This is a genomic window from Streptomyces sp. NPDC093546, from assembly GCF_044765045.1.
Lineage (GTDB): Bacteria > Actinomycetota > Actinomycetes > Streptomycetales > Streptomycetaceae > Streptomyces.
Window position 1 is genome coordinate 185438 of the sequence record NZ_JBIWJG010000005.1, and the last position, 13034, is coordinate 198471.

Sequence of the window (13034 nt, forward strand, 5' to 3'; positions counted from 1 at the left end):
CGCGTGACGCACGACCACGACCTGGTGCTGAGGCCCACCGCCGCGCAGACGGCCGCCGCCCTCAACCCCCCGCCCGGCCGCACCGGCGGCGATCTCGTCGTGGAGACGCTGGCCGGGCTGGGGGCCACCACGGTCTTCGGTCTGCCGGGCCAGCACGCGCTGGCCCTCTTCGACGCCGTGGGCCGTTCGACGCTCCGGTACGTGGGCCTGCGCACCGAGAACAACGCGGGCTTCGCCGCCGACGCGTACGGCAGGATCACCGGCGAGGCCGCGCCGCTCCTGCTGTCGACCGGGCCGGGCGCCCTGATGTCGCTCGCGGCGCTCCAGGAGGCCGCCGCGGCCAGCGCGCCCGTGGTCGCCATCGCCAGCCAGGTGCCGGCGGCCGGGCTGGGCGGGGGCCGCCGCGGGCACCTGCACGAGCTGCGCGACCAGCAGGCGTCGTTCCGCGACGTCGTGAAGTCGGTGCACACGGTCCGTACCGCCTCGCAGATCCCGTCGGCGGTCGCCGCCGCGTGGCGCTCCGCGCTGACCGCGCCGCACGGGCCCGTCTGGGTGGAGATCCCGCAGGACGTGCTGCTCGCCGAGACCCTCCTGCCGGTCGTCACCGCCCCGGACGCCTTCCCCGACGAGCTGGTGCCCCGCCCGGAGCTCACCGCCGTCGCCGCGCACCTGCTGGCGCACGCCGAGCGCCCGGCGATCATCGCGGGCGGCGGAGTCGTGCGCTCCGACGCGTCCGGCAAGCTGCGGGCCCTGGCGGAGCGGCTCCAGGCGCCGGTGGTGACGACCTTCGGCGGCAAGGGCGCCTTCCCCTGGACCCACCCGCTGTCCCTCCAGTCCTGGCTGGAGGACCGCCACATGACGGACTTCCTCGAGGACGCGGACGTCCTGCTGGTCGTCGGCTCCGGGCTCGGCGAACTGTCCTCGAACTACCACACGTTCGCCCCGCGCGGCCGGGTCGTCCAGATCGAGGCCGACCTCGGCAAGCTGGAGTCCAACCACCCGGCCCTCGGCATCCACGCCGACGCGCGGCTCGCGCTCTCCGCCCTGCTGGAGACGCTGGAGGCGGTTCCGCCGCGCGAGGACGGCACGGCCGCCGAGCGCGTCCGTACGGTCCTGGGCAAGGTGCAGGGCCGGCTCGCGGCCCAGGACCTGACCCTGGAGCAGCGGGTCCTCGGCGCCGTACGCGAGGCCCTGCCGGACGACGCGCCCAGCTTCTGGGACATGACGATCCTCGCCTACTGGGCCTGGTCGGCCTTCGACGCCCGCCGCCCCAACACCATGCACTCCGCCCAGGGCGCGGGCGGCCTCGGTTACGCCTTCCCGGCGGCGCTCGGGGCGGCGGTCGCCGACCCCACGACACCGGTTCTCGCCGTCTCCGGCGACGGCGGCGCCATGTACTCCCTCGCCGAGCTCGCGACGGCGCGGCAGTACGGCCTCGACGTCACCTGGCTCATCGTCGACGACGGCGGCTACGGCATCCTGCGCGAGTACATGACGGACGCCTTCGGCCGGGCCACCGGCACGGAGCTGGCCCGCCCCGACTTCGTCGCCCTCGCCGGGTCCTTCGGTGTCCCGGCCGTCCGGACGACGCCGGACGCGCTGCGCGAGGACCTCGCCGCGTCCCTCGCCACGCCCGGCCCTTCGGTGGTCGTCCTCCCGGCGGTGCTGCGGATGTTCGCGCCGACGCACCTCACGGAGCCGCTCACCCCCGGCGCGTGAGGGGCCCGTGCTTCTCCTCGTACACCGCCCGCTGCGCCTCGTAACCGGCCGTGAACTCGGCGGCCTCCGCCACGCCGAGGTTGCCGGCGGGCAGGCCGCCGGTCGGGACGAAGCCGGGTATCGCCGCGAAGACCTCGGCGGCGGCCTCCCCGTGGGCGGGGCCGCGCCGTACGGCGAGGTGCAGGTGCTCGCCCACCGCCCGCAGGTGGCGCAGCAGCACGGTGCGCGGCGGCTGCATGGCCTTGCGGACCTCTTCCGGACGCGCCATCCACGTGCCGCCCGTGCCGAGGGCGCACAGCGCCTCCAGCGTCGCGTACAGCCGGCCGCACAGATGCGGAGCCGTCCGCTCACCACCCGACATGGCCGTCCCCCGTCCCGTCGCCTCCGATCGCTCCGGAACTGACTACCCCTCACCAGGCGGGCGGGAACGTCGATCAGCGCCCGCCGTGCCGCATGTCGCGTACAACCTTCCGGCCGGTCGCGCGTCTGGAAAGGCGTGACCTCCATATTCCGCCATCCCCGGCGCGGCGCGCTCCGCGCCGCCCTCGCCCTCGGGGTGCTGCTGCCCGTCGTCGCCACGGCGACGCCCGCGAGCGCCGCGCCCCCGGCCGTGACGTGCACGTCCGGCAAGTCCGGACTGGCCGCCAAGCTGTCGCAGGACATCGCCGCGGCCCTCAAGGGCCGCGCGTCCATGACGGCCGTCGCCGTGCACGACCGCACCACCAACACGCACTGCGAGCTCCGCGCGACGCAGAAGTTCGACTCGGCGAGCATCGTGAAGACGACCGTCCTCGCGGCCCTGCTGTGGGACGCGGGCAAGCAGGGCCGCGGGCTGACCCAGCGCGAGGTGAACCTGACCACGGCCATGATCACCAAGTCGGACAACGCCTCCACCAGCACCCTGTGGAAGCAGCTCGGCGTGGCGAAGATCAACGGCTTCCTGCGGGCCGCCGGCATGACGCAGACCGTGCCCGGCTCCGGCGGCTACTGGGGCCTCACCCAGATCACCGCCCGTGACCAGCGCAAGCTGCTGGACCTGGTCACCGTGAAGAACACCGTCCTGACCGACAGCTCCCGCACGTACATCCGCAAGCTCATGCGGAACGTCGTCTCCTCCCAGCGCTGGGGGACCCCCGCCGGCGCGCCCGCCGGCATGACCGTCCACGTCAAGAACGGCTGGCTGTCGCGCGCCACGCACGGCTGGCGGGTGCACAGCATCGGCCTCTTCACCAGCAGCACCGCGAACTACTCGATCACCGTCCTCACGCACGACAACAAGACGATGAACGACGGCATCAACACCATCCAGGCCGTCTCCCGGGTGGTCCACCGCGACCTCAACCCGACCGCGTCGACGATGGGCAAGACCTTCCAGCTGCCCGCCGTCCCCCAGGAGGCCATGCCTCCGGTACCGGAAACGGGACCCGCCCACCCGGCGGGATGAAAATCGCATTTCAGCGTGTTGGTGCTTCCGGCGGAACAGACAACGGGAGGCACCAGTGGTGGCGGCGGACACGACCGCGGAACGAGGATGGGCACGGCGGCTGGCCGGTTACGCCTGGCGATACCGGCGCAACGTCGTGCTCGCCCTCGGTTCCTCCCTCGCGGGCATGGCCGTCATGGCCGTCGTCCCGCTGATCACCAAGATCGTCATCGACGACGTCATCGGTTCCGGAACCCGGTCCCTCGCGGTATGGACCGGGCTCCTCATCGCCGCCGCCGTCGTCGTCTACGTCCTGACGTACATCCGCCGCTACTACGGCGGACGCCTCGCGCTCGACGTGCAGCACGACCTGCGCACCGAGATGTACGACACGATCATGCGGCTCGACGGGCGGCGGCAGGACCAGCTGTCCACCGGCCAGGTCGTCGGCCGCGCCACCAGCGACCTGCAACTTATCCAGGGTCTTCTTTTCATGCTCCCGATGACCATCGGGAACATCCTGCTCTTCCTCATCTCGCTCGGCGTCATGGCGTGGCTCTCCCTCCCGCTCACCCTCGTCGCCGTCGCCGTCGGCCCCGCCCTGTGGTTCATCGCCAAGCGCAGCCGCACCCGCCTCCACCCCGCCACCTGGTACGCCCAGGCCCAGGCCGGACACGTCGCGGGCGTCGTCGACGGCGCCGTGTCGGGCGTCCGCGTGGTCAAGGGCTTCGGGCAGGAGGAACAGGAGACGCAGAAGCTGCGCCAGGCCAGCCGCAAGCTCTTCGCCGGCCGGCTGCGCACCATCAAGATGAACGCCCGGTACACCCCGGCGCTCCAGGCCGTGCCCGCCCTCGGGCAGGTCGCCATGCTGGCGCTCGGCGGCTGGCTCGCCACCCGCGGCCAGATCACCCTCGGCACCTTCGTCGCCTTCTCCACCTACCTTGCCCAGCTCGTCGGCCCGGTCCGCATGCTCGCCATGGTCCTCACCGTCGGCCAGCAGGCCCGCGCGGGCGTCGAGCGGGTCCTGGAGCTCATCGACACCGAGCCCGTCATCAAGGACGGCACGAAGGAGCTCCCGGCGGACGCGCCCGCGAGCGTCGAGTTCGACGACGTGTCCTTCGCGTACGAGGACGGGCGCCCGGTCCTGGACGGCTTCTCGCTGGAGATCCGGCCCGGCGAGACCGTCGCCGTCGTCGGCTCCTCCGGCAGCGGCAAGTCCACCGTCTCGCTGCTCCTGCCCCGCTTCTACGACGTGACGCGCGGCGCCGTCCTGGTCGGCGGGCACGACGTGCGCGAGCTGACCCTCGCCTCCCTGCGCGACGCCATCGGGCTCGTCCCGGAGGACAGCTTCCTCTTCTCCGACACCGTCCGCGCGAACATCGCCTACGGCAGACCCGGCGCCACCGAGGACGAGATCCGCGCCGCCGCGCGGGCCGCCCAGGCCGACGGCTTCATCAGCGACCTCCCCGACGGCTACGACACCAAGGTCGGCGAGCACGGGCTCACCCTCTCCGGCGGCCAGCGCCAGCGCGTCGCCCTCGCCCGCGCCATCCTCACCGACCCCAGGCTCCTGCTCCTCGACGACGCCACCTCCGCCGTCGACGCGCGCGTCGAGCACGAGATCCACGAGGCGCTGCGCTCCGTCATGGCCGGGCGCACCACCCTCCTCATCGCCCACCGCCGCTCCACCCTGAACCTCGCCGATCGGATCGCCGTCCTCGACGACGGACGGCTCTCCGACATCGGCACCCACGACGAGCTCCAGCGGCGCTCCGCGCTCTACCGGCGGCTCCTCACCGACCCCGACGAGCTTGGCGGCGTCTCGCCCGGCCACGCCCTCCCCGTGGACGTCCCCGAGGACCACACCGTCCGCGAGGAGCTCGACGCCGAGTTCGACGCGGAACGCGGCATCACGCCCGCCCTCTGGGAGCGCGACGCCGACCCGGCCGGCGCCGCCTCCGAGACCCCCGGCGCCACGCCCGAGCTGCTCGCGCAGGTCGAAGCCCTGCCCCCGGCGGCCGACACCCCGGACATCGACGAGGCGCGGGCGGTCACGCCCGAGGAGTCGTACGGGCTGCGCCGGTTGCTGCGCGGCTTCGGCCTGCCGCTCCTGGTCAGCCTGGGGCTCGTCGCCCTCGACGCGGGCGCGGGCCTGCTGCTGCCCATCCTCATCCGGCACGGCATCGACGAAGGCGTGGAGCAGCTCGCCCTCGGCGCGGTGTGGGCCGCCTCGGCGCTGGGGCTGCTCACCGTCGTCGTGCAGTGGGCGGCCCAGACCGGCGAGATACGGATGACCGGCCGCACCGGCGAGCGGGTGCTGTACGCGCTGCGGCTGAAGATCTTCGCGCAGCTCCAGCGGCTCGGGCTCGACTACTACGAGCGCGAGCTGACCGGCCGCATCATGACCCGCATGACCACCGACGTCGACGCCCTGTCGACGTTCCTCCAGACCGGCCTCGTCACCGCCTTCGTCTCCGTGGTGACCTTCTTCGGCATCATGGTCGCCCTCGTCGTGATCGACGTGCAGCTCGCCCTGGTCGTCTTCGCCACCCTGCCCGTGCTGGTCATCGGGACGGTGTTCTTCCGCCGGTCGAGCGTCAAGGCGTACGAGCTCGCGCGCGAGCGCATCAGCGCCGTCAACGGCGACCTCCAGGAGTCGGTGTCCGGGCTGCGGATCGTGCAGGCGTTCCGGCGCGAGCGCACGGGCGCGGCGCGCTTCGCCGAGCGGAGCTCGTCGTACCGCGAGGCCCGCGTCCGGGGCCAGTGGCTCATCTCGATCTACTTCCCCTTCGTCCAGCTCCTGTCGTCCGTCGCCGCGGCCGCCGTCCTCATCGTGGGCGCGGGCCGCGTGGAGGCGGGCACCCTCACCACCGGCGCCCTCGTCGCGTACCTGCTCTACATCGACCTGTTCTTCGCGCCCGTGCAGCAGCTGTCGCAGGTCTTCGACGGCTACCAGCAGGCCGCGGTCTCCCTCGGCCGCATCCAGGAGCTCCTGCGGGAGCCGACGTCGACGGCCGCGCCCGCGCGGCCGCGGGAGGTGGACGCGCTGCGGGGCGAGATCGCCTTCGAGAAGGTCTCCTTCGCCTACGGGGACGAGGAGGAGGCCCTCACCGGCGTCGACCTGCGCATCCCGGCCGGCCAGACCGTCGCCTTCGTCGGCGAGACCGGCGCCGGCAAGTCGACGCTCGTCAAGCTCGTCGCCCGCTTCTACGACCCGACGGCCGGCCGCGTCACCGTCGACGGCACCGACCTGCGCGACCTCGACCTCACCGCGTACCGCCACCGCCTCGGCGTCGTCCCCCAGGAGGCGTACCTCTTCCCGGGCACCGTCCGCGACGCCATCGCGTACGGGCGCCCCGACGCGAGCGACGCGGAGGTCGAGGCGGCGGCGCGGGCCGTCGGCGCGCACGACATGATCGCCACGCTCGACGGCGGCTACCTCCACGAGGTCGCCGAGCGCGGCCGCAACCTCTCGGCCGGCCAGCGCCAGCTGATCGCCCTCGCCCGCGCCGAGCTCGTCGACCCGGACGTCCTCCTCCTCGACGAGGCGACGGCGGCGCTGGACCTCGCGACCGAGGCCCAGGTCAACGCCGCGACCGACCGCCTGGCCGGGCGCCGCACCACCCTGGTGGTGGCCCACCGCCTGACCACGGCGGCCCGCGCGGACCGCGTGGTCGTCATGGACGACGGCCGCGTCGCGGAGGACGGCACCCACGAGGAGCTGCTGGCCCGTGGCGGGCGGTACGCGCGCCTGTGGGCGACGTTCGTGGGCGAGGCGCCCGTGGTCGCCTGAGCGGCACCCCACGAGCCGACCCAGCGGTACGGCACCGCGCGCTCAGGGGGGCGGGACGCAACCATCCGTCCGCCCCCTGCGTCGTACGCACGTACGCTCACGAGGCGAAGGAGGACAAGGGTGTTCGGTGGGGCGACGGCCGCGGCCGGGGCGACAAGGCGACTGTGCACGCGCGTTCTGGCGGTTCTCGTCGCCGTGAGCACCCTCACCCTCGCCGGGCACGGCGCCCGCGCCGAGGCGGCGGCCGCCTGTTCCGGACGGCTCGTCAAGACCGTGGCGTTCTCCACCGGAGAGCTGAGGGTCTACAAGAACCGCCAGTACGCGTGCGCCGTCGCCGTCGCCAAGAAGCCGGGCGTGCGCCGCGCCATGGCCGTCACCATCCAGGCGCGCGGCGGACGCGCGGCCGTCGACAAGGGGCGGTTCACCCGGCAGGCCGGGCCCGTCACGGTGCACGCCCTCAACCGCTGCGTCCGCGCGTCCGGCACCGTCGCCGGCAAGGGCGGAACCACCGGCTGGTTCCTCTGCTGAGCACGTGCCTGGCAAGTGCCTCTGGTGGCAGGGGCATTGGCCCCGCTAGGTTCACGGCGACCACCGTGACCCAAGTGGAGGGTGCATGCGTAAGGCGCTCAGATGGCTGCTGTCGCTCGTGGTGCTCATAGGCACCGTGAGTGCGACCGGTACGGCCACGGCCACCGCCGTCGTACCGACCGACAGCCGCACGACCACGGACAGGGACATCAAGGACCGCATCCTGGCGATTCCCGGGATGACCCTGCTGGAGGAGAAGCCCTACCCCGGCTACCGCTTCTTCGTCCTCGGCTACACCCAGCCGGTCGACCACCGTGACCCGACCCGCGGCACCTTCCAGCAGCGCGTCACCGTGCTGCACAAGGACACCGCCCGCCCGACGGTCTTCTACACGAGCGGGTACGCGCTCAGCACCCGCCCCTGGCGCAGCGAGCCGGCGGCCATCGTCGACGGCAACCAGGTCGCCATGGAGTACCGCTTCTTCACCCCGTCCCGCCCGGAGCCCGCCGACTGGTCGAAGCTCGACATCTGGCAGGCGGCCTCCGACCAGCACCGCGTCTTCACCGCGCTGAAGCCGCTGTACGACCGCAAGTGGCTGGCCACCGGCGTGTCCAAGGGCGGCATGACGGCGACGTACTACGAGCGCTTCTACCCGCGGGACATGGACGGCGTCGTCGCGTACGTCGCGCCCAACGACGTGGTGGAGAAGGAGGACTCGGCGTACGACCGGTTCTTCGCGACCGTCGGGACCAAGGAGTGCCGCGACCGGCTGAACGCCATGCAGCGCGAGGCGCTGGTCCGCCGTGAGCCGCTGCAGAAGAAGTACCGCGCGTGGGCGGACGAGACGGGCGCGACCTTCACCACCCTCGGCAGCCTCGACAAGGCGTACGAAGCGGTCGTCCTCGACTTCGTCTGGGGCTTCTGGCAGTACCACACCGAGGCCGAGTGCGCCGACATCCCCGACGCCGCCACCGCCTCCGACCAGACCGTCTACGACACCATCGACGGCTACTCGGGCTGGTCGTACTACACCGACCAGGGCCTGGAGTGGGCGGTCCCGTACTACTACCAGGCCGCCACGCAGCTGGGTTCGCCGAGCCTGCGGATGGACCACCTCAAGGGCCTGACGCGGTACGGCTACCAGCCCGCCCGGGCCTTCGTCCCGCGTGACGTCCCGCTGCCCCGCTTCCAGTCGTGGGTGATGCGGGACGTCGACACCTGGGTGCGCACGCGGGCGCACCGGATGCTCTTCGTGTACGGCGCCAACGACCCCTGGGGCGCGGAGCGGTTCCGCGTCGACAAGGGCGCCCGCGACAGCTACGTCTTCGCGGCGCCCGGCGCCAACCACGGGGCGAGCGTCTCCGCGCTGGTCGAGGCCGAGCGTACGAAGGCCACGGCACGGATCCAGGAGTGGGCGGGCATCGCCCCGGCGCCGGTCCGCACCGTCCCGGGGCTGGACAAGCGCACGCTCGTGCGCGAGCAGACACTGCGTCCGTAGGGCGGCGGCCGGGCGGGGTGCGACCCCCGCCCGGCCGTTCCGTTCCGATCAGTACGTCAGGCCGTAGCCCATCGGATACAGCACCTGCGCCGGGTCGTCGGCGCGCTGCACGGGCACCGGCAGCCGCCCCCCGGGCCGCGCCCGCCCGGCGATGACCCGTGCGGCGGCGCGCAGTTCGACGTCGGTCCAGGAGTACGCGGCGAGGGTGGCGCGCTGGCCGCTGAGGCGTGCGATGTCGTACGGGTTGCGCAGGGCGACCGTGATGACCGGGACGCCGGTCGCGGCGAGCCGGGAGACCAGCGTGCGCTGCGTACTGGTCGCCGAGACGTTGTACGTGCCCACGACGACCGCGTCCTTGCCCGCCGTGGCCGCCACCGCCTCGTCGATCTTCGCGGTGGAGGGCGCGGTGCCGGTGGACAGCGCCGCCGCCGTGAAGCCCAGCTCGGTGAGGGCGGCGGCGAGGGTGACGGTCGGCGGCCCCGTGGTGCCGGAGGGGGACGCCGGGTCGGCGCCGACGACGAGCAGGTGGGGCCGCTCGCGGCGGTCGAGGGGCAGCAGGCCGTCTTCGTTGAGCAGGAGGGTCGTGGTCCGCTCCGCGATCCGGTCGGCGGTGGCGAGGTGCAGGGCGGAGCCGACGGTGCGGTCCACGCCCTCGTGGGTGACGTACGGCTCGCGGAAGAGGCCGAGCTTCGCCTTGAGGCGCAGGATGCGGAGAATCGATTCCTCGATGCGGGCCTCGCTGATCTCGCCGCTCTGTACGGCCTTGAGGACGGCGTTCCAGGCGGTGGGCAGGTGCGGCGGGTTGAGCAGCTGGTCGCACCCCGCCTGCAGGGCGAGGACGGGCACGCGGGCGTCGCCGTACTTGGTGCGGACGCCCTCCATGCCGAGCGAGTCGGTGACGACGACGCCGTCGTAGCCGAGGCGCTCGCGCAGGATCCCGGTGAGGATGGGGCGGGAGAGGGTCGCGGGGTCCTCGGCGGGGTCGAGGGCCGGGACGACGATGTGCGCCGTCATGATCGAGTCGATGCCGGCGGCGATGGCCGCCCGGAACGGCGGCGCGTCGAGCTTCTCCCACTGCTCGCGTGTGTGGCCGATCCTCGGCAGCCCGTAGTGGCTGTCGGTCTCGGTGTCGCCGTGGCCGGGGAAGTGCTTGGACGTGGCCGCGACCCCGGCCCGCTGGTACCCCTTCACCTGGGCGGCGACCAGCTCGGCCACGGCCTGGGGGTCGGCGCCGAAGGAGCGGACGCCGATGACGGGGTTGGCGGGGTTGACGTTGACGTCGGCGACGGGCGCGTAGTTCTGGCGGATGCCCATCGCGGCGAGCTCCCGGGCCGCGACGCGCGCGGCGCGGCGGGCGTCGGAGCGGGACCCGCCCGCACCGAGCGCCATCGCGCCGGGCACCAGGGTGGCGGGTTCCCCTATCCGGGCGACGATGCCGTGCTCCTGGTCGGTGGAGATGAGGAGCGGTACGGGGGTGGGCTGGGCGAGCCCGGCGCGCTGGATGCCGTTGGACAGGTCGGCGATCTGGTGCGGGTCGCGGGTGTTGTGCGCCCAGGTGAAGTAGATGACGCCGCCGACGTGGTACCGGCCGACGAGCTCGGCGGCGGTGCGGACGCCGATCTCCTTGAGGTTCGCGTCGACGTCGGCCGGGTCGGGCGCGGTGGCGGAGTGCCCGTACGCGCGGGAGACGAAGAGCTGGCCGACCTTCTCCTCCAGGCTCATCCGCGAGATGAGCTGCTGGAGGCGGCGGTCGTCGGCGGCTCGCGCCGGGGTGGCGACCCCGGTGGCGGCGGCGGCCGCCGCGGCGGCGGTGACGGTGAGGAGGGTACGTCTGGAGGTGGTGGCGCGGTGGTGCACTGGTGCTCCTTCCGGCCGTGCGGAGGGGAGTGGGGGGCGGTGAAGGAAACTTCCAAGGAGCCACGCATAGCCGGAAAGTAACTGCCAGGTCAAGAACCGGGACCGCAGCACGCGGCAAAGCCCCTGGCCGGCCCCCGAGGTGTCGCTCCGTCACGCGCGGGTGGAGGCCCTACCCCAGGCCCGCCAGCCGCTCGCGCCCCGCCGCCAGCAGGGGCGGCAGCTCCGCCGCGTCGGCGTACCAGCGCTTCTCGTACTCCCAGCACGCCCAGCCCTCACCGCGCATCAGGCCCAGGCACTCCGCGAGGGGCAGCACCCCGGTGCCCAGGGGGAGCGGGGTCGTGTCCTCGCGGGAGGCGATGTCCTTGACCTGGACGTACCCGAGGTACGGCGCGAGGACCGCGTGCGTCGCCTCCGGGGCCTCGCCCGCGAGCCAGGGGTGCATCACGTCCCACAGCGCGCCGACGTGCTTGTGGCCGACCGCGCCCACGACGCGGGCGACGTCCGCGCCCGTGCGGTGCGAGTCGTGGGTCTCGAGCAGGACCCGTACGCCCAGCTCCGCCGCGACCTCCGCCGCCGCGCCCAGCCGCCGCGCGGCCGTCGCGTCCGCGTCCGCCGGGTCCTGGTCGCCGCCGCCCGGGAAGACCCGTACGTAGGGCGCGCCCAGGTCGGCCGCCAGGTACAGCAGCCCGTGCAGCTCCTCGTACACGGCCTCGTCGTCACCCGCCGCCGCGACCCGCGCGTACCCGGCGACGGAGAGGATCTCGACGCCGGCGCGCGCGAACTCCTCGGCCACCGCCCGCCGTTCGTGCGCCACCAGCCCCGGGTGCACGGGTTCCTCGGGGTGGGCGCGCAGCTCGACCCCGTGGTAGCCGGTCTCGGCGGCGAGGCGTACGACGTCGGCGACGGGCGTCCCGGGGACGCCGAGCGTGGAGAAGGCGTACTTCATGGGCGCGAACCTACCCGCTCTCCGCGCTCCTATGACCGAACGGCTCGACGCCCCGGACTACCCCCGCGGCCGCCCCGTCGACGCCCGCACCATCAGCTCCGCCGGGATCGTCGCGATGCCGCCGGGGGGCGTGGCCTCGGCGCCCACCGCGAGGCGGCCCGCCCGCGCGCCCGCCTCCGACAGCGGAAGCCGCACGGTCGTCAGCGCCGGTACCGCGTCCACCGAGAAGGGCAGGTCGTCGAAGCCCGCCACCGAGACGTCGTCGGGGATGCGCAGCCCCCGGTCCCGCAGCGCGGCGCAGGCGCCCAACGCCACGGTGTCGTTGGCGGCGACGACCGCCGTCAGGTCCGGGTCGCGCCGCAGCAGCTCCAGCGTCGCGTCGTAGCCCGAGCGGCGGTCGTACGAGCCGTGCACGGTGAGCCCATCCAGCTCCGGGCCCGCCAGACCGGCCGCGGCCATCGCCTCGCGGTGGCCCTCCAGCCGGTGCCGGGTCGTAGTGCGCTCGGCGGGCCCGGCGACGTAACCGATCCGCCGGTGCCCGAGCGCCAGCAGGTGCTCGGTGAGCCGCCGCCCGCCGCCGCGGTTGTCGAAGGTCAGGGCGGCCGCGATCGCGGCGTCGCCGTTCTCCACCGGCGGCCGCCCGCACAGCACCACGCGCGTGCCCGCGTCCGCCAGCTTGGCGAACCGGGCGGCCATCGCGGCCGTGTGCGCGGGGTCCTCCAGCGCGCCGCCCGTGAGTACGACGGCCGCCGCGCGCTGGCGCTGCAACAGCGTCAGGTACCGCAGCTCGCGCTCCGGAGAGCCGCCGGTGTTGCAGACGACGGCGAGCTTCTCGCCGCCCGCGCGGCCCGGCGCGCCCTCGCCGATCGCGCTCTGCGCCGCGCCCGCCATGATCCCGAAGAAGGGGTCGGCGATGTCGTTGACGAGGATGCCGATCAGGTCGGAGGTGGCGGCGGCCAGCGAGCTGGCCGGACCGTTGAGGACGTAGTCGAGCTCCTCCACCGCGCGCAGCACGCGCTCGCGCGTGGACGCGGCGACCGGGTAGTTGCCGTTCAGGACGCGCGACACGGTCGCCGGGGACACCCGGGCGCGCGCCGCCACATCGGCCAGGGTGACTGTCATCGCTATCGCGTTCCTCCGAGGAGAGTCGGGCGTGGCTCTTGTACGCGCCGCTGTCCGCAGGCTAGCGTCATCACCCGTAGAAAGCGCTTACTACGCCGCGCTTACCGCGTCTGCGCCGCGCTTACCGCGCCGGCACGGCGCTCGAGTC

9 protein-coding genes are annotated in these 13034 nt (G+C 73.7%); 5 read left to right on the forward strand and 4 right to left on the reverse strand.

Going from position 1 to position 13034, the window contains the following annotated elements; all coding sequences use genetic code 11:
* The first annotated feature begins 3 nt into the window (after positions 1 to 3).
* Positions 4 to 1719 carry a thiamine pyrophosphate-binding protein gene (locus ACIRNI_RS13505; RefSeq protein ID WP_403551159.1) on the forward strand — a complete coding sequence of 572 codons (1716 nt, stop codon included), beginning with the start codon at positions 4 to 6 and terminating at the stop codon, positions 1717 to 1719.
* On the opposite strand, the gene ACIRNI_RS13510 is transcribed toward ACIRNI_RS13505, so the two are convergent.
* The gene (locus ACIRNI_RS13510) at positions 1703 to 2080 is read right to left on the reverse strand and encodes a hypothetical protein (RefSeq protein WP_403551161.1); all 378 of its coding nucleotides are present in this window, start codon (positions 2078 to 2080) and stop codon (positions 1703 to 1705) included. The genes ACIRNI_RS13505 and ACIRNI_RS13510 overlap by 17 nt on opposite strands.
* Before the next feature lie 144 nt (positions 2081 to 2224).
* On the opposite strand from ACIRNI_RS13510, the gene ACIRNI_RS13515 reads away from it, so the two are divergent.
* From ACIRNI_RS13515 to ACIRNI_RS13530, 4 genes are all read left to right on the forward strand, one after another.
* Positions 2225 to 3163, forward strand: a complete 939-nt coding sequence (locus tag ACIRNI_RS13515) for a serine hydrolase (RefSeq protein ID WP_403551607.1) — start codon at positions 2225 to 2227, stop codon at positions 3161 to 3163.
* A 58-nt stretch (positions 3164 to 3221) separates the two neighbouring features.
* Positions 3222 to 6935, forward strand: coding sequence for an ABC transporter ATP-binding protein (locus tag ACIRNI_RS13520; protein ID WP_403551163.1), 3714 nt, complete (start codon positions 3222 to 3224; stop codon positions 6933 to 6935).
* Positions 6936 to 7130: 195 nt separating this feature from the next.
* Positions 7131 to 7463 carry a hypothetical protein gene (locus ACIRNI_RS13525; RefSeq protein ID WP_403551165.1) on the forward strand — a complete coding sequence of 111 codons (333 nt, stop codon included), beginning with the start codon at positions 7131 to 7133 and terminating at the stop codon, positions 7461 to 7463.
* Between the two features lie 85 nt (positions 7464 to 7548).
* A complete protein-coding gene (locus tag ACIRNI_RS13530) occupies positions 7549 to 8961 on the forward strand; it encodes a S28 family serine protease (protein ID WP_403551167.1) in 1413 nt (470 codons plus the stop codon).
* Between the two features lie 48 nt (positions 8962 to 9009).
* Here the strand turns inward: ACIRNI_RS13530 and ACIRNI_RS13535 are convergent, their stop codons facing one another.
* The 3 genes from ACIRNI_RS13535 to ACIRNI_RS13545 all read right to left on the reverse strand — a co-directional run bounded on the left by ACIRNI_RS13535 (position 9010) and on the right by ACIRNI_RS13545 (position 12886).
* The gene (locus ACIRNI_RS13535; protein WP_403551169.1) at positions 9010 to 10818 is read right to left on the reverse strand and encodes a glycoside hydrolase family 3 protein; all 1809 of its coding nucleotides are present in this window, start codon (positions 10816 to 10818) and stop codon (positions 9010 to 9012) included.
* A 169-nt stretch (positions 10819 to 10987) separates the two neighbouring features.
* Positions 10988 to 11764, reverse strand: a complete 777-nt coding sequence (locus tag ACIRNI_RS13540) for a sugar phosphate isomerase/epimerase family protein (protein ID WP_403551171.1) — start codon at positions 11762 to 11764, stop codon at positions 10988 to 10990.
* Positions 11765 to 11821: 57 nt separating this feature from the next.
* Positions 11822 to 12886 (reverse strand): LacI family DNA-binding transcriptional regulator, encoded by a 1065-nt coding sequence (locus ACIRNI_RS13545; protein ID WP_403551173.1) that lies wholly within the window; start codon positions 12884 to 12886, stop codon positions 11822 to 11824.
* Positions 12887 to 13034 lie beyond the last annotated feature (148 nt).